This window comes from Pseudomonas sp. NPDC090201, from assembly GCF_044746825.1.
GTDB lineage: Bacteria > Pseudomonadota > Gammaproteobacteria > Pseudomonadales > Pseudomonadaceae > Aquipseudomonas > Aquipseudomonas putida_AD.
On record NZ_JBIVCX010000001.1, the window covers coordinates 1,149,788 to 1,175,572 of the forward strand.

General features: G+C 60.2%; 22 protein-coding genes and 1 pseudogene. 8 read left to right on the top strand and 15 right to left on the bottom strand.

Annotated elements, in window-relative coordinates; translation table 11 throughout:
• Positions 1 to 51: 51 nt before the first annotated feature.
• The 10 genes from ACIPOO_RS05270 to ACIPOO_RS05315 all read right to left on the bottom strand — a co-directional run bounded on the left by ACIPOO_RS05270 (position 52) and on the right by ACIPOO_RS05315 (position 9,469).
• On the bottom strand, positions 52 to 732 hold the full coding sequence (locus ACIPOO_RS05270) for an RES family NAD+ phosphorylase (protein WP_274135125.1): 681 nt from the start codon (positions 730 to 732) through the stop codon (positions 52 to 54).
• Complete coding sequence (locus ACIPOO_RS05275; protein ID WP_274135124.1) at positions 732 to 1,139, bottom strand: MbcA/ParS/Xre antitoxin family protein; 408 nt, start codon at positions 1,137 to 1,139, stop codon at positions 732 to 734. The genes ACIPOO_RS05270 and ACIPOO_RS05275 overlap by 1 nt, the downstream gene beginning before the upstream one ends.
• 161 nt (positions 1,140 to 1,300) lie before the next feature.
• Positions 1,301 to 1,603 carry a GIY-YIG nuclease family protein gene (locus tag ACIPOO_RS05280; RefSeq protein ID WP_400604882.1) on the bottom strand — a complete coding sequence of 101 codons (303 nt, stop codon included), beginning with the start codon at positions 1,601 to 1,603 and terminating at the stop codon, positions 1,301 to 1,303.
• A gap of 47 nt (positions 1,604 to 1,650) precedes the next feature.
• Positions 1,651 to 2,136: a nuclear transport factor 2 family protein gene (locus ACIPOO_RS05285; protein ID WP_400605203.1), complete on the bottom strand. Its 486-nt coding sequence runs from the start codon at positions 2,134 to 2,136 to the stop codon at positions 1,651 to 1,653.
• A gap of 88 nt (positions 2,137 to 2,224) precedes the next feature.
• On the bottom strand, positions 2,225 to 3,532 hold the full coding sequence (locus ACIPOO_RS05290; RefSeq protein ID WP_274135122.1) for a CynX/NimT family MFS transporter: 1,308 nt from the start codon (positions 3,530 to 3,532) through the stop codon (positions 2,225 to 2,227).
• 771 nt (positions 3,533 to 4,303) lie between these two features.
• Complete coding sequence (locus ACIPOO_RS05295; RefSeq protein ID WP_400604885.1) at positions 4,304 to 5,128, bottom strand: lipid II-degrading bacteriocin; 825 nt, start codon at positions 5,126 to 5,128, stop codon at positions 4,304 to 4,306.
• Between the two features lie 180 nt (positions 5,129 to 5,308).
• On the bottom strand, positions 5,309 to 6,073 hold the full coding sequence (locus ACIPOO_RS05300; RefSeq protein ID WP_274135115.1) for an amino acid ABC transporter ATP-binding protein: 765 nt from the start codon (positions 6,071 to 6,073) through the stop codon (positions 5,309 to 5,311).
• 11 nt (positions 6,074 to 6,084) lie between these two features.
• Positions 6,085 to 7,179 (bottom strand): amino acid ABC transporter permease, encoded by a 1,095-nt coding sequence (locus ACIPOO_RS05305; RefSeq protein ID WP_274135114.1) that lies wholly within the window; start codon positions 7,177 to 7,179, stop codon positions 6,085 to 6,087.
• A 10-nt stretch (positions 7,180 to 7,189) separates the two neighbouring features.
• The gene (locus tag ACIPOO_RS05310) at positions 7,190 to 8,371 is read right to left on the bottom strand and encodes an amino acid ABC transporter permease (RefSeq protein WP_274135113.1); all 1,182 of its coding nucleotides are present in this window, start codon (positions 8,369 to 8,371) and stop codon (positions 7,190 to 7,192) included.
• 66 nt (positions 8,372 to 8,437) lie between these two features.
• Entirely contained in the window at positions 8,438 to 9,469 is a 1,032-nt protein-coding gene (locus ACIPOO_RS05315) for an amino acid ABC transporter substrate-binding protein (protein WP_400604888.1), read from the bottom strand.
• A gap of 496 nt (positions 9,470 to 9,965) precedes the next feature.
• On the opposite strand from ACIPOO_RS05315, the gene ACIPOO_RS05320 reads away from it, so the two are divergent.
• Together ACIPOO_RS05320 and rhlB are read left to right on the top strand one after the other, a co-directional pair.
• A complete protein-coding gene (locus ACIPOO_RS05320; RefSeq protein WP_274135111.1) occupies positions 9,966 to 10,622 on the top strand; it encodes an alpha/beta hydrolase in 657 nt (218 codons plus the stop codon).
• 108 nt (positions 10,623 to 10,730) lie between these two features.
• Positions 10,731 to 12,191: an ATP-dependent RNA helicase RhlB gene (gene rhlB / locus ACIPOO_RS05325; protein ID WP_274135110.1), complete on the top strand. Its 1,461-nt coding sequence runs from the start codon at positions 10,731 to 10,733 to the stop codon at positions 12,189 to 12,191.
• 150 nt (positions 12,192 to 12,341) lie between these two features.
• On the opposite strand, the gene moaE is transcribed toward rhlB, so the two are convergent.
• The 5 genes and pseudogenes from moaE to ACIPOO_RS05350 all read right to left on the bottom strand — a co-directional run.
• On the bottom strand, positions 12,342 to 12,791 hold the full coding sequence (gene moaE / locus ACIPOO_RS05330; RefSeq protein ID WP_274135109.1) for a molybdopterin synthase catalytic subunit MoaE: 450 nt from the start codon (positions 12,789 to 12,791) through the stop codon (positions 12,342 to 12,344).
• Positions 12,792 to 12,793: 2 nt separating this feature from the next.
• Positions 12,794 to 13,039: a MoaD/ThiS family protein gene (locus ACIPOO_RS05335; RefSeq protein ID WP_400605205.1), complete on the bottom strand. Its 246-nt coding sequence runs from the start codon at positions 13,037 to 13,039 to the stop codon at positions 12,794 to 12,796.
• A 2-nt stretch (positions 13,040 to 13,041) separates the two neighbouring features.
• Positions 13,042 to 13,527, bottom strand: coding sequence for a cyclic pyranopterin monophosphate synthase MoaC (gene moaC / locus ACIPOO_RS05340; RefSeq protein ID WP_400604891.1), 486 nt, complete (start codon positions 13,525 to 13,527; stop codon positions 13,042 to 13,044).
• A 192-nt stretch (positions 13,528 to 13,719) separates the two neighbouring features.
• Positions 13,720 to 15,114 carry a PhoH family protein gene (locus ACIPOO_RS05345; protein ID WP_400604893.1) on the bottom strand — a complete coding sequence of 465 codons (1,395 nt, stop codon included), beginning with the start codon at positions 15,112 to 15,114 and terminating at the stop codon, positions 13,720 to 13,722.
• A gap of 414 nt (positions 15,115 to 15,528) precedes the next feature.
• Positions 15,529 to 16,692: pseudogene (locus tag ACIPOO_RS05350) on the bottom strand (polysaccharide deacetylase family protein); the annotation flags it as partial.
• 265 nt (positions 16,693 to 16,957) lie between these two features.
• Between ACIPOO_RS05350 and yaaA the strand changes: the two are divergent.
• The 6 genes from yaaA (at position 16,958) to ACIPOO_RS05380 (ending at position 25,763) form a co-directional block, all read left to right on the top strand.
• Complete coding sequence (yaaA, locus tag ACIPOO_RS05355; RefSeq protein ID WP_274135106.1) at positions 16,958 to 17,737, top strand: peroxide stress protein YaaA; 780 nt, start codon at positions 16,958 to 16,960, stop codon at positions 17,735 to 17,737.
• Between the two features lie 953 nt (positions 17,738 to 18,690).
• The gene (locus ACIPOO_RS05360; protein WP_274135483.1) at positions 18,691 to 20,007 is read left to right on the top strand and encodes a nucleotide sugar dehydrogenase; all 1,317 of its coding nucleotides are present in this window, start codon (positions 18,691 to 18,693) and stop codon (positions 20,005 to 20,007) included.
• Positions 20,008 to 20,134: 127 nt separating this feature from the next.
• Positions 20,135 to 21,616, top strand: coding sequence for a mannuronan synthase (gene alg8, locus ACIPOO_RS05365; protein WP_274135482.1), 1,482 nt, complete (start codon positions 20,135 to 20,137; stop codon positions 21,614 to 21,616).
• 54 nt (positions 21,617 to 21,670) lie between these two features.
• A complete protein-coding gene (locus ACIPOO_RS05370; protein ID WP_274135480.1) occupies positions 21,671 to 22,843 on the top strand; it encodes a PilZ domain-containing protein in 1,173 nt (390 codons plus the stop codon).
• 2 nt (positions 22,844 to 22,845) lie between these two features.
• A complete protein-coding gene (gene algK / locus ACIPOO_RS05375) occupies positions 22,846 to 24,261 on the top strand; it encodes an alginate biosynthesis TPR repeat lipoprotein AlgK (RefSeq protein ID WP_274135479.1) in 1,416 nt (471 codons plus the stop codon).
• A complete protein-coding gene (locus ACIPOO_RS05380; protein WP_274135478.1) occupies positions 24,258 to 25,763 on the top strand; it encodes an alginate export family protein in 1,506 nt (501 codons plus the stop codon). Before algK ends, ACIPOO_RS05380 begins: the two co-directional genes overlap by 4 nt.
• The last annotated feature ends 22 nt before the right edge of the window (positions 25,764 to 25,785 follow it).

The following is a 25,785-nucleotide window of genomic DNA, read 5'->3' on the forward strand; positions in this document are numbered from 1 at the left end:
CGAACAGGCCAAGTTCAGAGACGGTAGAAACATCGTTTTTTCGTACGGGGCTTAAAGCAAGCTGATTTCGAACACGTGGGAGATCGTCTGGCTTTTCCCATCCCAGGCATACCGAACATGCTTGCCCTGAACCGGGACCGAGACCGCTGGGGGTCGAAACGCCGCGACACACTCATGCCCTTCCAGGCGCACACTGCGGTAGAGCAGCCCCCACGATCCCTCATCTCGCAGCGCTTTGGCGAAGGCTTGCGGGACGCCGTAGCGGGCAGGATCAGGCTCATGCAGTTCGGGGTAATCTGCGCGCACATCGTGGACTGGCTTGACGACCTGATTGACGTAAGTTCGCAATGTCAGCTCGATGTCCGGCTCGTTGGTGGCTGCCAGGAAGCGTTGCTGATGAAAGCGCGTTTCTGCGATGGCAGCCGCCTGGCTGTTCGCCGCGTAATAGATGCCGTAAGTCCCGTCGGTAAAGCGGCTCGCCTTGCCAATGTGAGTGAACGCCGCCATCACAGGGGTCGATCCCGGTCCTGAAACACGATCCTCGACAGCGACCCTGCGCAGAGAGCCGCACTGGTCCAGCAGACGATCATTGGTCATCGCTTCCAGGGCGTAAGCCATTTCGAGGTCGGCAGGGTTCAGCACATCCTCGAACAGCGTGATCGGAGGAAAGGCGCTGTTGATCATTCTGAACGCAGCCTCCCACGCCGGTATCACGGTGTGCGGTTGCTTCATCAGCCGCGCACTCCATCCAGGTATCGACGCACGTCTGCGATGTCCACCACCCGCCCGGCCAGCATGTATTGCAAGGCAGACTGCCCGTTGAACGGCGCCGCCGCGTTGGGTTTGGCGACCCACTCGTAAGCGCGCTCCAACTGGTTGCTGAAGATGATGCTCAGCGCCTTGTGAATACCCATCAGATAGGAAATACGTTCAAGCGTGTCGTGGGGCAGACGGATGTCAGGCGCGCGTCTGTATTTGTAGAAGGTGGTGTTGCTCACGGCGCCCAGCAGCGTCCGTTGCTCATCGACCGAGCAGCCCCAATGCGCCATGAGGTTGAAGAAGAACGTCAGCGCCACGCGTCCGGCTTCGGGTGTGTCAACACCAACGCTGTCGTCGCGAGTGATCGCCAAGGCCGTCATGAATCGCGCTCCTGTCCATCGAATCTGATAAACAGACTAGTACAGATACGAACGAAATCAAACAGGTAATTCACATGCGAAATATCTGACAAAGCGGTTAAACGTTGTCCTACTCGCGCTCGTCAGCCAGCCTACGGAGCCGTAAGCCTTTTACCCAGACGCTACAGGACGAAGCTCGCAACAAGCGTTTCCTTGGCACTCTTGCGCAATTTCTTGATCAGCCGCTCCTGGCGCAGGGCCTCGCTCTTGTCGCGGCAGGCTTCGACATAGACCAGCGCCACGGCGGGGCTTGAGAAAAAGAAGCGCGCGCCCTTGCCGCTCTGATGCTTGGCAAAGCGCTTGTGCGGGTCGTCGCTGATACCGCAGTACAGCGAGCCGTTGGCCGCCCGCACCAGGTACACGAACCACGGTTTGGGCACGGCAGTCTCGGGAGCGGGGTCGAGGGCGACAGCGGGATCGGTCATGGGCAATAGGTAGCAGAAAACGCAGGAGCCGCGATTCTAACAGAGCCTCAGCGCCCCGCCTGATACGCCTTCAAGCCCTTCTGCGCCTGGGCACGGATGGCGTTCTGCACCATGGGCGTCCAGCCCAGCAGCGCGCCCTTGGCACCCAGGGCCTGACGGGACCAGCGCCACAGGTCGAAATGGTCGTGATGTTCGCTGATCTTGCCGTCGCGGAAGACGAATCGCGCCTGGATGTCGTTGACCACCGTGCGGCCGGTCTGGCTGAACAGGTAGGTCGCCACCCAATGGGCGCCGCCGGAGCGTTCGTCGGCACGCACCTTGTCGAAACGAACGGAAAAGTCCCTGGCCCGCGAGGTCAGCATGCGCCACATGTCACCGGCCGCCTGGCCGCGCAGCTCACCGAACACCGGGTCGCTGAACAGCACGTCGTCGGTGTAGCAGGCTGCCATGGCTTCAGCGTCGAGGCGATTGAACGCATCGTAGAAGCAGTTGATCAGCTCGCTGTTGTGCTCGCTCTGGTCGATGTCGCTCATGGGCAGGGCATCCATGGAAGAAGATCCCTGCACGATAAGCGCCAATGCGCCGTTTGACCATGGACATTCGCAGGGCAAATACCCTGACTCAGATTTTTTCGCTGGTAACGTCCACATAGAGCGCGCGGCCTGCGCCCATGCCGGCCAGAATCGCGAAAACCCCGATGATGCCGAAAATCCAGCCGACCGAGCTCCAGTTGCCCGTCCAGTCGTGCACCAGCCCCACCGCCAGCGGCCCCAAAGACGCCAGCGTATAGCCCACGCCCTGGGCCATGCTCGACAGGTTGGCGGCGACATGGGAATCACGGGAGCGCAGCACGATCAGGGTCAGCGCCAGGCTGAACGTACCGCCCTGCCCCAGCCCCAGCACCACGGCCCAGCCCCACAACTGATTGAGCGGGGCATACAGGCAGCCAAACAGGCCGGCCAGGGTCAGCAGCATGACCGCCAGGATCGCCACGCGCTGGTCCTTGCCGCGGGTGGCGAACCAGGGAGCGGTGAGCGAGCTGACCAGTTGCAGCAGAATCGAGCCCGACAGCAGCAAGCCGGCTTCGGTCGGGGTCAGGCCGCGACCGATCAGGATCGAAGGCAACCAGCCGAACACGATGTAGGCCAGCGACGACTGTAGGCCCATGTAGAGAGTGACTTGGCGCGCCAGACGATCACGAAACAGCCCGCGCACGCGGTACGCCGCCTGATGCTGGCCGTGGCTCTGGCGGGTCTGCGGCCACCAGAAGATCGCCGCGAGAAGGGCCGGGACGATCCAGAAACCCAGGCCCATCGTCCAGCTGTCGCCGTTCTCATCGCCAAAGACATGACTCAACGGCACAGTCGACCCCGCCGCCACCGCCGCGCCCAGGCACAGCGCCATGGTGTACACGCCGGTCATGGTGCCAGCCTGTCTGGCGAAGTCGCGCTTGACGATACCGGGCAGCAACACGCCGATGATGCCGATGCTCGCACCGGCCATGATGCTGCCGGCGAACAGCCCGACCTCACCGAGCGAACTGCGCAGGATGATCCCGCAGGTCAGCGTCAGCAGAATCCCGAGCACCACGCGCTCACTGCCGAAACGCCGCGCCAGGATCGGCGCCAGCGGCGCGAAAAGCCCCAGGCACAATACGGGCAAGGTGGTCAGCAAGCCGGCCTTGGCCGCCGACAGCCCCAGGCTTTTCGATACTTCGCTGAGCAACGGCGCCATGCTAGACAACGCCGGACGCAGGTTCAACGCCACCAGCACCAGGCCCAACAGCAGAAACCACGGGCGCTTGAGCACCGGGCGATGCTGCTGGACTTGCTCGTCATCCGCCTCCGCGTCGATCAGCAATTCGTCGATTTCATGATGTTTTCGGGAAGGGGATAGCGTGTCGCTCGCCGCAGGCGCCTTGGTCGTCATGGGATTCTCGTGGGGGCAGGATGTGTAACAGCGCAGAGCGCAAAGACGTAATCCTGTTGGAGAATGGCAAAGAACACAAGTTTCACGGGGATTGGGTACAAACGAACCCAATCCCTGTAGGAGCGCGCTTGCCCGCGACCGCGGTGTGTCAGACACCTACATACTGCCTGACACACCGCAGTCGCGGGCAAGCGCGCTCCTACAGCGATGAAATCAGCGATCCATCGGTCAAACCCGTAGACACCTTCCAGGTCTCTTGGCTAGGCGCCAACTAATCAAATCGAGCCCCAACCTTTACAGCTCGCTACTCATTTTTATGTATGACGACGCCATATTTGATGACCGAGACCAGTTCGAGTACTAGTCTCACAGAGAGCACCGCATACCCTCCAGCCGCGAGCATGAACAGCCATTCACCATCCAGTGAGACCTTCGCCCAAAGAAGCGAAAGTCCCACACAGAATCCTGCTACGCAAAACATAAGCGTGATAGCGATCCAATACAGTGCTCGACTCGTCCGAAACTTGGATAGCAAACCACTTACAACACTGTAAAGAGCAAACATGATGAACGTGGTAACCGTTGTCACGGTAAGCAGAATCAAGGCAGCAGGCCCATCATCTCGATGAATCTCGCTGGAACCGTGGTGAAACACCCCCATCCATGGCGATAATAATGCCAGGCAAAAAAACAGATACATCCGGTTTAGCTTACCCATGTAAATGACCACAGAGAATATTGGTATCAGCAATAACCACACTCCGTATGCCGTTACCTCTGAATGGATATCGGAAGCTCTCCCTGAATGATGATTTGATATGGCTTCCCTTTCGTCCCGCCCAAGTAAAGCCCGCCAGCCGTAGCCGCTTCTCCCAGTTCTGATCTGTGAGTGCTTGCGTTGAAATCATACGTGTCATTATAGGCCCGTGCTACACCGCTAAACGAAATTCGTCCATCATGCCCCTTATGTACTACACCCTCAATCTTGAGCGTGATATGCCCTAACCAAGTCCAGGTTATCCAAGAGTCTTGTCGCGTATTATAGGGCACCTTGGCAAGGTGGACGGGTGAGCTTCCCACAATCGCATTTGCGAATGCACTCTCAAGTGCAGGGATTTTGGTGACGGACAAATTCAGTCCAAGACGATTCAGATCCGTTTTGACGTCCGCTCCACTGCCGTCCATATAATGAGACCAAGCGGCGAACGGTGTAAGCACGCCCCCGGACAACTCGCGGGCGTCCGCAATCGTTTTTCTATATCCCCAGCCGGAGATTGCCTCACGGACAGCATCTGCCGACAATGCATGGGGGTTTAGACACATGAATTTATCTGCGAGTGGCACCTTTAGCATATCCGTCAAAAGCTCGAAAGTTGGCAAATACCGCCAGCCGATCTTGAGGTGCCGATTGACCTCCTCCATGTGTTTTATCATCATTTCACGCCAATAGCCCTCAGCATATTTCCTCAATCGCAAAGGATGCATTGCAGACATCGCAACAGCAGGGTTAGGAGGCATGAAGCCAAGCGTCGAAATCGAAAAAGCTGGGGCCACAGCATTAACATTCAGTGCAGGTAGAACAATACCAGTACTCATAGCACCCTCCTTGGGTATAATTTTTCACACCATTCATTGGTGGCTAATACAAGCTAGAACCTCTGACCACTTCTCACAACGCGATATGGCCTACCATCTCGTGGGGAATTTCTTTAAATAAGCAACCCTAAAAAAAACCCGGACACAAGGCCCGGGTTCTTTGCCACAACAGCTGCTAACTCAATGCAGAATCTGACTAAGGAACAGCTTGGTACGATCACTCTGCGGATTATCGAAGAAGTCGTTCGGCGCGGCCTGTTCGACGATTTCGCCTTTGTCCATGAAGATCACGCGGTTGGCCACGGTGCGGGCGAAGCCCATTTCGTGGGTCACGCAGAGCATGGTCATACCTTCTTCCGCCAGGCCGACCATGGTGTCCAGAACCTCCTTGACCATTTCCGGGTCAAGGGCGGAGGTTGGCTCGTCGAACAGCATGATTTTCGGCTTCATGCACAGGGCACGAGCAATCGCTACACGCTGTTGCTGACCGCCGGAAAGCTGGCCCGGATATTTATGCGCCTGCTCCGGAATGCGTACGCGCTCCAGGTAGTGCATGGCGATTTCTTCGGCCTTTTTCTTGGGCATCTTGCGTACCCACATTGGCGCCAGCGTGCAGTTCTGCAGGATGGTAAGGTGCGGGAACAGGTTGAAGTGCTGGAACACCATGCCCACTTCACGGCGGATGGTTTCGATCTGCTTCAGGTCCGAAGTCAGCTCGGTGCCATCGACGATGATGCGACCCTGCTGGTGTTCTTCCAGACGGTTGAGGCAGCGAATGGTGGTCGACTTGCCCGAACCCGACGGACCGCACAAAACGATACGCTCGCCCTGACGCACGTTCAGGTTGATGTCTTTAAGCACGTGGAACTGGCCGTACCACTTGTGTACGCCTTCCATCCGGATCATGCCTTCGGCGCCCAGGGGCTTTTTGATAGCTTCACTCATCTCATAAACTCCTAACGCTTGTGGCCTGTGTCCAACTTGCGCTCCAGATGCATGGAGTAGCGGGACATGCCGAAACAGAAGATCCAGAACACCAGGGCCGCGAACACGTAGCCCTCTGTTGCCATGCCGAGCCAGGTCGGGTCGGCGGCGGCTTGCTTGACGCTGTTGAGCAGGTCGAACAGGCCGATGATGATCACAAGGCTGGTGTCCTTGAACAACGCAATCACGGTGTTGACCAGGCCCGGAATGACCATTTTCAAGGCTTGCGGCAGGATCACCAGGCCCATGCGACGCCAGTAGCCCAGGCCCATCGCCGCGGCCGCTTCGTACTGGCCTTTAGGGATAGCCTGCATGCCACCGCGCACCACCTCGGCCACGTAGGCCGACTGGAACATGATGACGCCGATCAGGGCGCGCAGCAGTTTGTCGAAGTTCATGCCTTCAGGCAGGAACAGCGGCAGCATCACCGAGGACATGAACAGCACGGTAATCAGCGGAACGCCGCGCCAGAACTCGATGAAGGTCACGCACAGCACGCGGATCGCCGGCAGGTCCGAGCGACGCCCCAGTGCCAGGATCACGCCCAGCGGCAAGGCGCCTGCGATACCTACGGTGGCGATGACCAGGGTCAGCATCAGGCCGCCCCACTGGCTGGTCGCCACTTCCTGCAGACCGAAACCGCCGTGCAGCAGGACGTAGGCAATGATCGGGTACAGCACCAGGAAACACAGGCCGTAGACCGCCTTGCGAGGCACGGCCTTGATGAACAGTGGCGCTGCGCCAATGATCGCCAGCCACACGGTCAGATCGACCCTCCAGCGCAGCTCCTGCGGGTAGTAGCCGTACATGAACTGGCCGAAGCGCTGTTCGATGAACACCCAGCAGGCACCCGCCTTGGTGCAGTCGGCGCGGGTAGTGCCGACCCAGTTGGCGTCGAAGATCGCCCAGCTGAGCAGCGGTGGAACGACGAGCCAGATCAGGTAGATCGCGAACAGGGTCAACAGCGTGTTGAGCCAGTTCGAGAACAGGTTCTGGCGCATCCATGCCACCGGGCCGAAGACTTTGCTCGGCGGCGGCATGTCGGGTTTGAAAATATGGGATGTCATGCGCGTTTCCTCACCGCTCGATCAGCGCAATGCGCTTGTTGTACCAGTTCATCAGCAGGGAAATGCTGATACTGATCGCCAGGTACACGCTCATGGTGATGGCAATGACTTCGATGGCCTGACCGGTCTGGTTGAGCACGGTACCGGCGAACAGCGAAACCATTTCCGGGTAACCGATACCGGCCGCCAGCGAAGAGTTCTTCGCAAGGTTCAGGTATTGGCTGGTCAGAGGCGGAATGATCACCCGCAGGGCTTGCGGGATGATGACCTTGCGCAGGGTCGGACCCGGGCGCAGGCCCAGCGAGCGAGCCGCTTCGGTCTGCCCGTGGCTGACCGACTTGATGCCCGAGCGCACGATTTCAGCAATGAACGCTGCGGTGTACACGGTCAGGGCCAGGGTCAGGGCCAGCAGTTCAGGGATCAATACCCAGCCACCGACGAAGTTGAAGCCCTTGAGCTCAGGCACTTCCCAGTGCACCGGTGCGCCGAAGACCAGCGCACACAGCGCCGGGATCACGATCATCAGCCCAAGGCCGGCCCAGAACTTGTGGAACGGCACGCCTGTTTCTTCGAAACGCTTGTTCGCCCATTTGGCCATGAACACCGTCGCGACGATGGCCAGCAGGATGCTGATGACGAACGGCCAGGTGGCCTGGTTAGTGATCGCCGCAGGCATGTTCAGGCCACGGCTGCTGACGAAGAACGATCCGAAGAAGCCATGGGCCGCACGAGGCCCCGGCAACGTCAGGAACACCGCGAAGTACCAGAACAGGATCTGCAGCAGCGGCGGAATGTTACGGAACACTTCGACGTAGATCGTCGCCAGCTTGTTGATGATCCAGTTGTTGGACAGCCGCGCCACGCCGACGATGAAGCCCAGCAGTGTCGCGAGGATCACGCCGATGAAGGTGACCAGCAGCGTGTTGAGCAAACCGATGAGGAAAACCCGCGCGTAGGTGTCCGATTCCTTGAACGGAATCAGGTGTTGCGCGATGCCGAAGCCGGCACTGTTTTCAAGGAAACCGAAACCTGAGGTGATGCCCCGATGTTGCAGGTTGGTCTGGGTGTTATCGAACAGATACCAACCCATCGCGACTACAGCGATAACCGTGATTATCTGAAATAGCCACGCACGCACTTTAGGGTCGCTGAGGGATAGCCTCTGCTTGGGTGCGCTGATTTGATTTTGCATGGGAGTGCCCCGGAATAGATGCAACGAAGTGCCCGGCTGCGGATCACGCAGCCGGGCACAGGTCAATCAACGTACTGGTGGTGCGTACTGAATGCCGCCTGCGTTCCACAGGGCGTTCTGACCGCGGTCGATTTCCAGAGCCGTGGATTTACCCAGGTTCTTCTCGAAGATTTCGCCGTAGTTACCCACTTGAGCGACGATCTTCACGACCCAGTCCTTCGGCAGTTTCAGCTGCGGACCGTAGTCGCCGTCAGCACCCAGCAGACGGGCTACGTCCGGGTTCTTGGTGGACTTGGCTTCGGCTTCGACGTTTTTCGACGTCACGCCAGCTTCTTCGGTGTTCAGCAGCGCGTAGCCAACCCAGCGAACGATGATGGTCCACTCTTCGTCACCGCGACGAACGACTGGGCCCAGAGGCTCTTTGGAGATGGTTTCAGGCAGCACGATGTAGTCTTTTGGCGAAGCCAGCTTGGAGCGTTGTGCGTAGAGCTGCGATTTGTCGGAGGTCAGCACGTCGCAACGGCCGGATTCCAGCGACTTGGCGCTTTCGTCGGAGGTGTCGAAGGTGATCGGGGTGTACTTCAGGCCGTTGGCGCGGAAGTAGTCGGACACGTTCAGCTCGGTGGTGGTACCGGCTTGAATACAGATGGTCGCGCCGTCCAGTTCCTTGGCACTCTTCACGCCCAGCTTGCTGTTGGCCAGGAAGCCAACGCCGTCGTAGTAGGTCACGAAGCCCGGGAACACCAGACCCATGCTCGCATCACGGGAGCTGGTCCAGGTGGTGTTGCGGGACAGGATGTCGATCTCGCCGGATTGCAGCGCAGTGAAACGCTCCTTGGCGTTCAACTGGCTGAACTTGACCTTCTTGGCGTCGCCAAACACAGCAGCGGCTACGGCGCGGCAGAAGTCGGCGTCGATACCTTTGATGGTGCCGTCTTTGTCAGGTACCGAGAAACCTGGCAGACCGTCGCTCACACCGCACTGAATGAAGCCTTTCTTCTGAATGGCGTCCAGTGTCGCGCCCGCCTGAGCGAAACTGCTGACACCAAGTGCTGCTGCGGCGGCCACTACAGCCAGGGTGGATTTCAACATCTTCATTCAAACCTCCAGTTTTGCTCTTTGTTGTGTGGGAGCCTGAGCCCCGTCGCACCCTTGTGAGGCATTAATGACCCGTGCTGGCTTGTTTTTGGGTCATGCGACGCAAGACCCGAATCCGCGGGGCGCCGAATTCCTCGATCACCGCACCGCCGGATTCGATCCGGTCAATGGATTCAAGCCCCATGATGTCCCTGAACCCGAAGGGTCATGGCGAATCGTGCCGGAATCCTGAACAATGGATCCCTTGCTGCCCCGGCGTCACATCAGGCTGCATGCTTAATAGCCTAGTAGTGTTACCGCCAGGGGTGAGCGCTTTCACTCCGGGGATTGCATAGCAAAGCTTGTACCACCATGGTGGCAAACTCGAATTAGCGACAGGTCAAGTGGCAAACTTGTACCCTTGCGACATCTTCTTTCATATCTGCATAGGCCAGCCGGCGCCGACGCCCCGCCTTGAAGCGCCGCCCCAGAGCCATCGCACATAAATGGAGCACACATGCACGAACCCCTGATCATCGAGCCGGAAAACACCGCCGATGCCTGCGTCATCTGGCTGCACGGCCTGGGCGCTGACCGCTATGACTTCATGCCGGTGGCCGAGATCCTTCAGCAAACGCTGCTCAGCACCCGCTTTGTCCTGCCTCAGGCGCCGACACGTGCTGTTACCGTCAACGGCGGGTACGAGATGCCCAGTTGGTACGACATCAAGGCCATGAGCCCGGCGCGTGCCATCGACAAGGACCAACTGGAAGCCTCGGCCCAGCGCGTACTGAGCCTGATCGAAGAGCAGCGCAACGGCGGCATCGACCCGTCGCGGATCTTCCTGGCAGGCTTCTCCCAGGGTGGCGCAGTGGTATTGCACAGTGCGTTCCTGCGTTGGGAAGGCCCGCTGGGCGGCGTTCTGGCGCTATCTACCTACGCCCCGACCTTCAGCGACGAGATGACCCTCTCGGCCAGCCAGCAACGGATTCCGGCGTACTGCCTGCACGGCACCGACGATGCCGTGGTGCAGTACGCCATGGGCCGTGCCGCGTTCGAGCAATTGAACGCCAAGGGCGTCACCGTGGCCTGGAACGAGTACCCAATGGGCCACGAAGTGTTACCGCAGGAAATCGCCGATATAGGCGTCTGGCTCAAGGGTCGCCTGAACTGATCAGGCGATTTGATCCTTTCTTTTATCCTGCGTTTTTGGTATGGCACTACGCCGCGCCCGGTTCTTGCATTACACTGCGCGGCGTACATTCCTTAATCAATCGACGAGATGACCGTGCTCAAAGCACTTAAAAAGATGTTCGGCAAAAGCGAGGCTGAGCAGCTCGCACCCGCGGCGCCCCTCCCCGCTTCGAAAAGTCCGATCGAAAGCACTGCCCCGCACACCGCCACGCCCGTGGCACAACCGGCTGAAATCCCTGCCAGCCAGGCCGCTCCCGTGCCGCCCAAGGCTGCCAGGCCACGCCGCGAACGCGCGCCCAAGCCTGTCGTGGTGCCGTGGAAGCTGGAAGATTTCGCGGTCGAGCCGCAGGAAGGCAAGACCCGTTTTCACGATTTCCCCCTCGCTCCGGAATTGATGCACGCCATCCATGACCTGGGCTTCCCGTACTGCACGCCGATCCAGGCCGGAGTACTGGGCTTCACCCTCAAGGGCCGCGATGCCATCGGCCGCGCACAGACCGGCACCGGCAAGACCGCCGCGTTCCTGATCTCGATCATCACTCAGCTGACGCAGACCCCGCCGCCGAAAGAACGCTACATGGGCGAACCCCGTGCGCTGATCATCGCGCCGACCCGCGAGCTGGTGGTGCAGATCGCCAAGGACGCCGCCGCTCTGACCAAATACACCAACCTCAACGTCATGACGTTCGTCGGCGGCATGGACTTCGACAAACAGCTCAAGCAGCTCGAAGCCCGCCACTGCGACATTCTGGTGGCCACTCCTGGCCGTCTGCTGGACTTCAACCAGCGCGGCGAAGTGCACCTGGACATGGTCGAAGTGATGGTGCTGGACGAAGCCGACCGCATGCTGGACATGGGTTTCATCCCGCAGGTGCGCTCGATCATTCGCCAGACCCCGCACAAGGGCGAGCGCCAGACCCTGCTGTTCTCGGCCACCTTCACCGACGACGTGATGAACCTCGCCCGCCAATGGACCACCGACCCTGCCATCGTCGAAATCGAGGCGGAGAACGTCGCCAGCGAAAACGTCGAACAGCACATCTATGCCGTGGCGTCGGCCGACAAGTACAAACTGCTCTACAACCTGGTCAACGACAACGGTTGGGAGCGGGTGATGGTGTTCGCCAACCGCAAGGACGAAGTGCGCCGCATCGAAGAACGCCTGGTGCGCGATGGCGTCAACGCCGCCCAACTGTCGGGCGACGTGCCGCAACATAAGCGCATCAAGACCCTGGAAGGTTTCCGCGAAGGCAAGATTCGCGTGCTGGTGGCTACCGACGTGGCGGGCCGCGGGATTCACATCGACGGCATCAGCCACGTGATCAACTTCACCCTGCCGGAAGTGCCGGACGACTACGTGCACCGCATTGGCCGTACCGGCCGTGCAGGCGCCGAGGGTGTGTCGATCAGCTTTGCGGGCGAGGATGACTCGTATCAGTTGCCGGCCATCGAAGAGAAACTGGGCCGCAAGATCAGCTGCGAAATGCCACCGACCGAATTGCTCAGGGCGGTGGTGCGCAAGCAAAGGGCGCAGCCTGCGGCGGAGTGATGCGGGTCACGCCACGCATGACACCACACTAAACCTGTGGGAGCGGGCTCGCCCGCGAAGAGGCCAGGACAGACAACGCATCTATATCGTCTGTATTGCCGCCTTCGCGGGCGAGCCCGCTCCCACAGGGGCCATCCGCATAAGCCAGTGTTATCTCCAGCGATCTGCCGCCTTGTGATCGCTCTCGCGCCCTTCCACCCAGCGCGGTCCTTCTGAGGTGTTTTCCTTCTTCCAGAACGGCGCACGGGTCTTCAGGTAATCCATCACGAAATCGCAGGCTTCGAACGCCGCCTGGCGATGGGCGCTGGCCACGCCGACGAACACGATCGGCTCACCCGGCTCCAGCGCGCCAATGCGATGCAGCACCTCAAGTTTAAGCAGCGGCCAGCGCTGCCGGGCTTCATCGGCGATCTTGCCCAGGGCTTTTTCGGTCATGCCGGGGTAATGCTCCAGAAACATCCCCGCCACTTCACGCCCGTCGTTGAAGTCACGCACGTAGCCGACGAAGCTCACCACCGCACCCACGCCGACGTTGGCATCGTGCATTGCATTGACCTCAGCCCCCGGATCGAACGGCGCAGCCTGCACACGAATGGCCATGCTCAACCTCCGGTCACCGTCGGGAAGAACGCCACTTCGTCACCCTGCTCGACCGGCTCGTTCAGCGAACAGAGTTCCTGATTGCGCGCGCACATGATGCTTTGCTCGGCCAGCACATCCCACACGCCGCCCCGGGCAAGCAGATGCTGACGCACCGCCTCGACGGTGGCGAAGCTGCCTTCCAGTCGCTCGCTTTCAGTGCCCAGCGTCTCGCGAAAGCGGGCGAAGTATTGAACCTGAACATGAATACTCATGACGCACCTGCTGTTTCATCGGCCACGAAATGCCCGCTCTTGCCGCCGAGTTTCTCCAGCAGGCGAACGTGCTCGATGACCATGCCACGATCCACGGCCTTGCACATGTCATAGATGGTCAGCGCAGCGACACTGGCGGCGGTCAGCGCTTCCATTTCCACGCCGGTCTGCCCTGACAGCTTGCAGCGGGCGACGATGTGCACGGTGTCCGCGCCTTCGGCGTTGAGTTCGACCTTGACGCTGGTGAGCATCAGCGGGTGGCACAGCGGAATCAGGTCACTGGTTTTCTTGGCAGCCTGAATGCCGGCGATGCGCGCCACGGCAAACACATCCCCTTTCGGGTGGCCGCCGGCGACGATCATTTGCAGGGTTTCGGGCAGCATGCGCACACGCGCTTCGGCCACGGCTTCACGGGACGTCACGGCTTTTTCGGTGACGTCGACCATGTTGGCGCGACCTTGGGAATCGAGATGGGTAAGCACGGGATCACTCCTGGACAGGAGCCCCAATTGTACACAATGAACTGTAGGAGCGCGCTTGCCCGCGACCAAGGTGTGTCAGCGACACCATTGCCATCTGACACATCGCAATCGCGGGCAAGCTCACTCCTACAGGATTTGCGTGGGATGCATGACATGGGGGCCCCAAGAAGCCCCCATGGTTACGCGGCTTTACTACAAATGACTCTCCGCATACTCAGCCAGGATCGAGCGTGGCACCCCTTGCAGGGTGATGTGCACGCCGTTGGGGAAATCCTTGAAGCGCTCCGTCAGGTAGGTCAGCCCGGAACTGGTGGCCGACAGGTAAGGGGTGTCGATCTGCGCCAGGTTACCCAGGCAGACCACCTTGGAACCTGCACCGGCACGGGTGATGATGGTTTTCATCTGGTGCGGGGTGAGGTTCTGGCATTCGTCGATCAGGATCAGGCTTTGCTGGAAACTGCGGCCTCGAATGTAGTTGAGGGATTTGAACTGCAGCGGCACCTTGCTCAGGATGTAATCGACACTGCCATGGGTGTTTTCGTCATCCATGTGCAGCGCTTCCAGGTTGTCGGTAATGGCGCCGAGCCACGGCTCCATCTTTTCCGCCTCGGTGCCGGGCAGGAAGCCGATCTCCTGGTCGAGCCCCTGCACGCTGCGGGTAGCGATGATGCGACGATAACGCTTGCTGACCATGGTCTGCTCGATGGCAGCAGCCAGCGCCAGGATGGTCTTGCCCGATCCGGCTGCACCGGAGAGGTTGACCAGGTGAATATCAGGGTCCAGCAGCGCGAACAGCGCCAGGCCCTGATAGATGTCTCGCGGCTTCAGGCCCCAGGCTTCCTGATGCAGCAGTGGCTCCTGGTGCATGTCCAGCAGCAGCAACTCATCAGGTTTGACGCCCTTGACCCAACCCACGAAACCTTGCTCATCGATGATGAACTCATTGATGTGGACCGCCGGGATCTGCTCGGTCATCTGCACTTTGTGCCAGGTACGGCCATGGTCCTGGCGGGTGTCGACCTTGCTGACACGGTCCCAGAACGAACCGGTCATGGTGTGGTAGCCACGGGACAGCATCGACACGTCGTCGACCAACTGGTCGGTGCTGTAGTCTTCGGCCTCGATCCCGCAGGCGCGGGCCTTGAGGCGCATGTTGATGTCTTTGGTCACGAGCACGATGCGCACATCCTTTTTGCGCGCGTGCATGTCGATCAGCTGGTTGATGATGATGTTGTCGTTCAGATGCTCGGGCAGAAGGCTGTTGGGCTCTTCGCGCTTGCTCATCAGGATGGACAGGTAACCCTTGAAAACGCCTGTGCCGCGATCAATCGGTACCCCTCGTTCGACCTCCTCCGGGGTCGCTTCGCCTAGTGTCTTGTCGATCAGCCGGATAGCCTGGCGGCATTCTGCGGCGACCGAGTGCTTGCCCGCCTTGAGCTTGTCCAGTTCTTCGAGGACAGTCATGGGGATTGCGACGTGATGTTCTTCGAAATTCAAAAGCGCGTTTGGATCGTGGATCAATACGTTGGTATCGAGGACATAGAGGATCGGCTGGTTAGAGGAAGGGGTGCGTCCGTGGTCATCCATACTCGCTCACCTTTGTAGAAGCCTGATAACGCACTACACGACGATAGTGCGCTACGAAAAGGCCGCCGAGGCTCTCACCTTAGGGCAGGCGAGAAATGCGCAAAGTGGGGTCTGGGTGACGCCACCTGTGTTGCAGGGTTCGGCGGTCTGTTGTCGTAATACCGCAAAACCTGTGACATAAAAAAGTGTTTTGAGAAGAAATTTAAGTTTATTTCACAGCATGACGAATAGGGCTTGGCGGATGCCCTGGACCCGATTACAGTCGGAAGTCCGGTCTGCGAGAAATCCCGGCAAAATTTCGGCAGTTCCTGCCCGTTTCCTCCCCTATTCCCCTTGTTTTCCGGGCTCTTGAGCCTGATCGTCCGCTGCTGGCGCCTGCTCGCCAGCCGAGTCGTCTGCGGGCGCCTCGGCATCCTCGTCATCTGGCTCATCTTCATCGCTTTCATCCGACAGTTGCTGCGGATAAATATGACAGTCTTCCCAGACAACACCGCCCTGGGCCGTATTGGCCATCAGCCATGGCACCGCCTGTTGCGCCTTGTCGGTACTGTCATGAAACACGATGTTGCCGCGACGCCAGAGCAGCATCAGTGTCAGCACCCGGTTCGCCGCCTGCTCGGCATTCAGCCGGCCAGTCGCATCCTGTGAGTCGATGTTCCACAGCGATACGCGCAACTGCTGCTCGCGAAAGAATGGCGCGCTGTCGGCACGACGGTGGCCGTAAGGTGGGCGAAACAGCGGCACGAAGTTGTCAGGCAGCGTCTGCTGCACCAGCGCGGCGCTGCGTTCTATCGAATCCTGCCAGTCGTTCCAGTGGGCGTGAGAGCGGTACTCCCAACCCTGCAAGCCCACGCACTGGCGCTGATACAAGGTCTGCAACGCTTTTGGCGATGAACCTTCGAGGCGATTCTGCAGGTTTTTACCGAGCACGAAGAAGGTCGCGTTGATTTTCTGCTGGCGCATGAAATCGGCCAGCCAGTCGGTAGCGCCATCGGCCACTGTAGGACCGCTCTCGAAATTGAGCAGGAAGGTGCGGTCGGGCATTTCCTCGCCGCTCAATTCGTCGGAGTTGTAGCGCTCGACTTCGCTACTGGTCTGCGGGAACAACGCGGCCATGCGCAGCAATTCGTTCAGGTAACGCTGGCTGAAAGCATCGGCGGGCGCGGCCCAGCGGGCATAGAAGGAATCGTCCGCGACTTTGTACTCGGCGGCGCGCTGGCGCAGCATCGGCACGTCATCGACCAGCACGCAGAAGGAAGCGTCTGTTTCGCAGGTCTTTTCCGCTGCCTTCCAGTTATCGAACAGGCGGGTCCACATGCGGGTGCGGATCACGTTGACCGTCTGCATATTAAGCTGGCGCAGGCCCAGGCGATCGGCCAGCTGGAGATCGCTGAGGTTTTCGCTCTCGAGCAACTGATGGGCAAAACTGAGGATCTGGGCGCGGGACGCCACATCGAACAGTTGCGGCGTTTCCAGAGCCTCCGGCCAGACGCTGCGATCCAGCGTCGCGATTTCTCCGGTCGCAGCCTGAGCGTTGAGCGCCAGCACACAGGCACCGATCAATAACAGCATGCGCAAAACGACGTGCTCCCAATCCTTGAATGAAGAGGCCCAAATCGGCGAGGCACTATAGCAAGTTCCCCCCGGCCTGTAGGTGGTTCACGCACTGTGGGAGCGGGCTTGCCCGCGAAAGCGTCAGGCAAGACAACATCGCAATATCCGATCGGACGCCTTCGCGGGCAAGCCCGCTCCCACAGATAGAAGATCTGCCTATCATCACCATAGCTGGAGTCATCGGCGTGCAACCCCTAGAATCGCCCCCACGATTAAAGGAGACGACCGCATGCTGATGGTGATTTCCCCAGCAAAAACCCTCGATTTCGAGACCCCGCCGACCACCGAGCGCTTTACCCAGCCGCAATACCTGGACCATTCCCAGGAACTGATCACCCAACTGCGCGAGCTGACGCCCGCCCAGATCAGCGAGCTGATGCACCTCTCGGACAAACTGGCAGGGCTCAATGCCGCACGTTTCGGCAGCTGGACCCCGGCGTTCACCCCTGCCAACGCGAAGCAGGCACTGCTGGCGTTCAAGGGCGACGTCTACACCGGCCTTGCCGCCGAGACCCTCAGCGAGTCGAGCCTGGACTACGCCCAGCAGCACCTGCGCATGCTGTCCGGCCTCTATGGCCTGTTGCGCCCGCTGGACCTGATGCAGCCCTATCGCCTGGAGATGGGCACCAAACTGGCCAACGCCCGGGGCAAGGACCTGTATGCGTTCTGGGGCGAGCGCATCAGCGAATGGCTCAACGAAGCGCTGGCCGACCAGGGCGACGACGTGCTTCTCAACCTGGCCTCCAACGAGTACTTCTCGGCGGTCAAACGCTCGGCCCTCAAGGCCCGTGTGATCGACACCGAGTTCCGCGACCAGAAAAACGGCCAGTACAAGATCATCAGCTTCTACGCCAAGAAGGCCCGCGGGATGATGAGCCGCTTCGTGATCGACGAACGCATCGACAACCCCGAGCACCTCAAGCAGTTCGACGTTCAGGGCTATCGCTACGCCAGTGAACTGTCCAAGGCGGACAAACTGGTCTTCCTGCGCGATGAAATAGACGCCTGACGGCGTGTCCTTCGCCGCTAGCGGGTTAGCGCACCTTTTTTGCCCAACCCGCGCACCGTAGCAGCACGGCTTGCCGGCGGGAGCGATTCTGAAAATGCTCCCGCCGGCAAGCCGTGCTGCTACGGTTCAGTGTTGCTTCAGAATAAAAAAGCCATCAACTAAGCCCTCAACTTAGTTCCTTGCCACCCGTTCGCGCAGACGAACGGCATACTTCGTCAGACCTCTGGCGCCAACAATCAGTCACCCTTCGGGTTCCCCACTTATTTCTCAAAAAATTAACACGATTTTTTGATGGTGGCATTTTGGTTTTTCTCACTAATGGCACACTTACATGAGCCCCCTGTAAACCCTTTATAACTAAGGGCGAAACGGAAAATGCCATCAGAGTGCAACTACGCCGAAAATGAAAATGTTTTCAAGAAATCTCAAAATGAGGACGAAAGGTCAGGAACTTATGGGGAAGGCCCACGCTCCTACATCCCGTAACAATTCTCGTCCACCGTGTGAGACATCTCTTACATAACGACAGGACGGAATACGGAGTTAGGTTTCAACGTAGTTAGACCATCCGGTCAATTGGTACGGGCAAGGAGTGACCCGCCAAGCTAGTTGAACTAATGAGCAAGCACCGAAAGGGTGCCAGCAGTCACTGACGAGCAGGATGTTACTGAATCATGGCCAAAAGCCCTGAGCCAGAGGCGCGGCAGCGAATCGCCACCACCCGCTGGAGTGTTATGCCATATCCCAGATCGGGAACCTGCATACATATGTATGGGCTACCCGACGCTTGTAACCGGTAAAATTCGGGCCCTCCTGAACATCAGGTCGCCCCTGTTTAAATTCTGCCTGTGCTTGTGCCACGACATTAACTTGCCGTGCGGACGAGTGCGCGAAATTAGTTAGACAGTATTTATATCCAGCCAACTAATGGCGTAAAAATCGAGGAGATTACGATGCATATCAGCATCTTTGGTTTGGGCTATGTCGGTGCAGTATGTGCTGGTTGCCTCTCTGCGCGCGGTCATGATGTTGTCGGTGTGGATATCTCCAGCGCCAAGATCGACCTGATCAACCAGGGCAAGTCTCCAATCGTGGAACCGGGCCTGGGCGAGCTTCTGCAGAACGGTATCAAGACCGGCAAACTGCGCGGCACTACCGATTTTTCCGAAGCGATTCGCGCCACCGACCTGTCGATGATCTGCGTGGGCACGCCAAGCAAGAAGAACGGCGACCTGGAACTGGATTTCATCGAGTCCGTCTGCCGTGAAATCGGCTTCGTCCTGCGTGAAAAAACCTCCCGTCACACCATCGTCGTGCGCAGCACCGTGCTGCCGGGTACCGTCGCCAACGTCGTCATCCCGATCCTGGAAGACTGCTCGGGCAAGAAGGCCGGCGTCGATTTCGGCGTTGCGGTCAACCCTGAGTTCCTGCGTGAGAGCACCGCGATCAAGGACTACGACCACCCACCGATGACCGTGATCGGCGAGTTCGACAAGGCCTCCGGTGACGTGCTGCAGTCGCTGTACGAAGAACTCGACGCACCGATCATCCGCAAGGACATCGCCGTCGCCGAGATGATCAAGTACACCTGCAACGTCTGGCACGCGACCAAGGTCACCTTCGCCAACGAAATCGGCAACATCGCCAAGGCGGTCGGCGTCGACGGTCGCGAAGTGATGGAAGTGGTCTGCCAGGACAAGGCCCTGAACCTGTCGCAGTACTACATGCGCCCAGGCTTCGCCTTCGGTGGTTCGTGCCTGCCCAAGGACGTTCGCGCCCTGACCTACCGCGCAAGCTCCCTGGACATCGAAGCGCCGCTGCTCAACTCGCTGATGCGCAGCAACGTGTCCCAGGTGCAGAACGCGTTCGACATCGTCGCCGCCAGCGACACCCGCAAGGTTGCCCTGCTGGGCCTGAGCTTCAAGGCCGGCACCGACGACCTGCGCGAAAGCCCGCTGGTCGAACTTGCCGAGATGCTGATCGGCAAGGGTTTCGACCTGAGCATCTACGACGCCAACGTCGAATACGCCCGTGTTCACGGCGCCAACAAGGACTACATCGAGTCCAAGATCCCTCACGTCTCGTCCCTGCTCAACTCGGACTTTGACGCGGTGGTCGACAACTCCGACGTGATCATCCTGGGCAACCGTGACGAGCGCTTCCGTGCACTGGCCAACAACGCGCCAGCGGGCAAGCGCGTCATCGATCTGGTCGGCTTCATGAAAGGCACCACCGACGAGAACGGCCGCACCGAAGGTATCTGCTGGTAAACCAGCCGCAAGCGGCAAGCTTCAAGCGACAAGTTCAAAGCCAGCTCCAGGTTGCAGGTCCATGGGTTTCCCATGGGCCCGCAGCTTGAAGCTCGCGGCTTGCAACTGATTTCACGGGATACGAACTATGCAAAGGCTCAAACACGGCTTTCTCCAGGCCGCCGGATGGCTGTTTTATTTAAGTTTGCTGGCCGCCATTGCCATGGCGTTGCCGGTCTCCCTGTTCGACTCGCAGTCGAAGGACTTTATTTTCCTCGTCGGTATCGTCGGTATCTGGCGTTACTCGATGGGTGCAACGCACTTTGTGCGCGGCATGATCTTTCTCTACATCGTCTACCCGCACCTGCGCCGCAAGGTGCGCAAGCTGGGCAAGGCGTCCGATCCATCCCACGTGTTCCTGATGGTCACCAGCTTTCGTATCGACGCGCTGACCACCGCTCAGGTCTACAGCTCGGTGATTCGCGAGGCGATTGCCTGCGGCTACCCCACCACGATCGTCTGCTCGCTGGTGGAAATGTCCGACGAACTGCTCATCAAGGCGCTGTGGGCCAAGGCCAACCCGCCCGAGCACGTGACCCTGGACTTCGTGCGCATCGCCGGTACCGGCAAGCGCGACGGCCTGGCCTTTGGCTTCCGTGCGATCTCCCGCCACATGCCCGATGACCGTGCCGTGGCGGCCGTGATCGACGGTGACACCGTGCTGGCCGAAGGCGTGGTGCGCAAGACCGTGCCGTGGTTCCAGCTGTTCCCCAACGTGGGCGGCCTGACCACCAACGAATTCTGCGAAGTGCGCGGCGGCTACATCATGAGCGAATGGCACAAGCTGCGCTTCGCCCAGCGCCACATCAACATGTGCTCGATGGCCCTGTCCAAGCGCGTGCTGACCATGACCGGCCGCATGTCGGTGTTCCGCGCCACCGTGGTCACCGACCCGGACTTCATCGCCGACGTCGAGAACGACCAGCTCGAACACTGGCGTCTTGGCCGCTTCAAGTTCCTGACCGGCGACGACAAGTCCAGCTGGTTCAGCCTGATGCGCCTGGGCTACGACACTTTCTACGTACCGGATGCGGCGATCAACACCGTCGAGCACCCGCCGGAGAAGAGCTTCGTCAAGGCCAGCCGCAAGCTGATGTACCGCTGGTACGGCAACAATTTGCGCCAGAACTCCCGCGCCCTGGGGCTGGGCGTGCGTCGCCTGGGTGTGTTCACCAGCATCGTGCTGTTCGACCAGCGCGTGTCGATGTGGACCTCGATCCTGGGCCTGACCGTGGCCATGCTCGCAGCCTTCAAATACGGCGTCGCCTTCCTGCTGGTGTACCTGCTGTGGATCGGCATCACGCGTCTGATTCTGACGCTGCTGCTGTCCTGCTCCGGCCACTCCATCGGCCCCGCGTACCCAGCGATTCTCTATTACAACCAGATCGTCGGCGCACTGATGAAGATCTACGTCTTCTTCCGCCTCGATCGTCAGTCCTGGACTCGCCAGGACACCAAACTGAGCCGCGACATGGCCAGCTTCCAGGGTTGGTTCAACACCTGGTCGTCTCGAACCATGACTTTCTCGGCTGGCAGCATCTTCGTTGCCGTGCTGCTGACAATGGTTTGACCGGGTCTCTAGACCGCGCCAATGGATCAACTCGATTAATCAGGAACAAAAGCCATGAATACCGCCGTCAATGCAAACGTCGTCCATGAATCCGAAGCCCAGCGCCAGCATGCCCGGATCAAGATTCCCGCCAAGCTGCGCCTGCTCAATGGCCAGCCGAACGCACCGCTGGTGCGGATCGAAGACCTGTCCGCAGGTGGCCTGAGCTACATCACCCCGGCCGGCGTGAAGCCCGTCGTGGGCGAAGTCATCAAGGGCCGCATGCAGTTCCTGATCGACAACCTGGGCCTGGCAATGGACGTCGAACTGCAAGTACGTGCGTTCGATCCTGCCAGCGGCCGCGTCGGTTGCCAGTTCCAGCACCTGGAAGCCCAGGACATCGCCACCCTGCGCCACCTCATCACCTCGCACCTGTCCGGTGAAATCGTCAGCATGGGCGAAGTGCTCGCCACCCTGCAGCGCGACAACTTCACCAAGGCGCGCAAGGTCAAGGACAACGGCGGTGGCATGAGCGCCTTCGGTCGCCTGCGTGCGGTCACCTTCAGCGCCGGTATCTTCGTGGTTGGCCTGGTGGCCTTCGGTTTCGTTGCCAAGTCGGTGTACGGCATGTACTTCGTCAGCCACTCCACTTCGGGCCTTGTCAGCGTGCCGAGCATGGACGTGACCATGCCTCGCGAAGGCACCGTGACCAGCCTGATCGGCCCGAACGGTGAAGTTGCCAAAGGCGCGCCACTGGCGACCTTCAACACCAGCATGCTGGACATGCTCAAGGGCAACCTGGACCCGGACGAAATGCAGCCGGCCAAGATCGAAGAGCTGTTCGGCCGCCAACTGGCCGGCACCATGACCAGCCCGTGTGATTGCATCGTCGCCAAGCAACTGGTGGCTGACGGTCAGTACGCCAGCAAAGGCCAGGTGATCTTCCAGCTGGTGCCGCGCAACGTCGCCGCCAACGTCGATGCACGCTTCACCTATCGCCAGTTCGCCGAAGTGCAGCCCGGTGCCCGCGTGAACTTCCAGATCGCCGGCGAAGACGCCACCCACAGCGGCCACATCGTCAGCTCCACCGCCCTGAGCCCGGCTGACCTGTCGTCCGATATCCGCGTGCAGATCAAGCCTGACGAGTCGATCAACAGCAACCTGGCCGGTCGTCCGGTGGAAGTGGTCAGCGATCGCGGCCCTTCCCTGAACTGGCTGATCGACAAAGCCACTGCTGCAGGTCTCTGAACATGACTGGCCCTCTACGAAGCGTATCCGCCCCGGCGTTGCTGGGCTTGGCCATCGCCTTGGGACTGGGCGGGTGCGGTATCAATCTGCCCGACCAGCGCCTGGCCAACGAAGCCCTCAAGCGCGGCGACACCACGCTGGCCGAACAGAACTATCGCCAGCTGGCTGACATGGGTTACAGCGACGCACAGGTTGGCCTGGCCGATATCCAGGTCGGCACCCGCGACCCGGAACTCATCAAGCAGGCCGAGGCGACCTACCGCGCCGCCGCCCAGACCTCGCCACGGGCGCAATCGCGCCTGGGCAAGCTGCTGGCGGTCAAGCCCAACTCCACCGAGGCCGAGCAACGCGAAGCCGAGGGCCTGTTGCAGAAGGCGTTCGCCAATGGCGAAGCCGGCACGCTGATTCCACTGGCGATGCTTTACCTGCAATACCCGCACACGTTCCCCAACGTGAATGCACAGCAGAAGATCAACGACTGGCGCGCCCAGGGTTACCCGGAAGCGGGCCTGGCCCAGGTGCTGCTGTATCGCACCCAAGGCACCTACGACCAGCATCTGGGTGAAGTCGAAAGCATCTGCAAACAGGCGCTGCGCACCAACGACGTCTGCTACATGGAGCTGGCCACCGTCTATCAGAAGCGCGGCGAAGCCGACAAACAGGCCGAGCTGCTCAAGCAGATGGAAAGCGGCTATGCCACCGGCAGCGTGCCGGCCATGCGTGTCGACACCGTCGCCCGTGTGCTGGCCGATTCGACCCTCGGCAAGCCCGACGAGAAGACCGCCCAGCAGTTGCTGGAGAAAGTCGCGCCTGGCTACCCGGCGTCCTGGGTGAGCCTGGCGCAGTTGCTCTACGACTATCCCGAACTGGGTGACGTCAACAAGATGATGGAGTACCTGGACAACGGCCGTGCCGCTGACCAGCCCCGCGCCGAACTGTTGCTCGGCAAGGTCTACTACGAAGGCAAGCTGGTGCTGCCGGACGCGAAGAAAGCCGAGGAGCACTTGCTCAAGGCCGCCCCGACGCAGATTTCCGCGCACTACTACCTGGGCCAGTTGTACCGCCGTGGCTACCTGGGCAACCCCGATCCGCAGAAAGCGGTGAACGAACTGCTGACCTCCGCACGCGGTGGCCAGAACAGCGCCGACTACGCCCTGGCGCAGTTGTTCTCCCAGGGCAAGGGCATCAAGCCCGATCCGGTCAACGCCTGGGTCTTCGGCCAGCTCGCACAGGCCCAGGGCACTCCGCAGGCAGCGGACCTTGCCCAGCAACTCAATGACCAACTGCCGCCCGAGAAACGCGCCCAGGCCCAGAGCCTGCTGCAACGCGAACAGCAGGTGCGTGGCACCACGGCGCAGAACGCCCTGGCCATGCAGGCCCTGCAAGAAGAAAAAGACGGCGAGGACGCACCCCTATGAAGCTTAAGTTGAACCCTCTGATGGCGGCCGGACTGGGTCTGGGTTTCACCCTGATCTGGGCCACGCCTACCCTCGCTGCCCTGACTGACAGCCAGAACTTCGGCATCGAAGTCAAAGCCACCGGCCAGATGGAAGACGACCGTGACCTGGGCACCCGTGGCGGTGGCGACGTCAACGGTGTCGGCCTGGACCTGCGCCCGTGGATGTATGGCGAATGGGGCAACTGGAGCGGCTACGCGATGGGCCAAGTGGTGACCGCCACTGACACCATCCAGACCGACCCGCTGGACCAGCAGGCCACCGACGCCAACGGCCAGACCACCCAGCGCGTACGCAAGACCTCCAGCAGCCGTGAAGTGGATGACAGCTACGCGGCCCTGCGTGAATTCTGGATCGGCTACAGCGGCTTCACGCCCTACCCCGGCGAGATTCTGAAACTCGGTCGCCAGCGCCTGCGCAACGACGACGGCCAGTGGCACGACACCAACATCGAAGCGCTGAACTGGACCTTCGACACCACCTTGCTCAAGGCCGAAGTCGGCGCCGCCCAGCGCTTCAGCGAATACCGCACCGACCTCACCGAACTGTCGGCCCAGGACAAGGATCGCCAGCACGTCTTTGGCGATGTGGAATACCAGTGGACGCCAGGCCAGTGGGCCGGCATCCGCGCGCACCACAGCCACGACGGCGGCAGCCTGAAACATCAGGGCGAGGCCATCGACGATCTGGACAAGACCACCCGTGGCGACCTGACCTGGCTCGGTCTTCAGGCCAACAGCGATGCCTACAACTACCGCAACCTGAACACCGTGAACTACTGGGGCAGCCTCACCTGGCTGACCGGTAACCGCGATCAGATCGGCTCGGCCTACGACGCGACCACCGACCAGTTCCTGGCCGGCCAGAAAGACAGCAGCCACGTCAGCGGCTGGGCCACTGACCTGGGCCTGCGGTTCCGTCTCGATCCGCAATGGCAAGTAGGCGGCGCCTATTCGCGTGCCAGCAAGAATTACGAGCAGAACGGGCTGGAGAGCAACCGCTCGAACTGGACCGGTACCCGCTCGCGCGTGCATCGCTTCGGTGAAGCCTTCCAGGGCGAAATGGCCAACGTGGAATCCGGCTCGCTGTTCGCCTCCTGGCAGATGCAGGAGGACTACGACGCCTCGCTGATCTACCACAAGTTCCGCCGTGTGGACGGCCACGCCGGCATCGGTGGCGCGGGCGTCAACCCGGCCAGCGAAAGCGTGGATGCCGATGGCGTCTCCACCTTCACCTCGCTGCCGATGGAAGACGGCAACAAGGACCTGGGTCAGGAGATGGACCTGGTGGTCACCAAGTACTTCAAGCAGGGCCTGCTGCCCGCTTCGGTGAGCCAGTCCTTCGACGAGCCTTCGGCGCTGATTCGCCTGCGCGCAGGCGTGTTCAAACCCGGCGATGCGTACGGCAGCGGTGTGGACACCTACATGCACCGCGCCATCGTCGACGTCATCTGGCGCTTCTGATGCGAACCGCGATAGGAGTGCA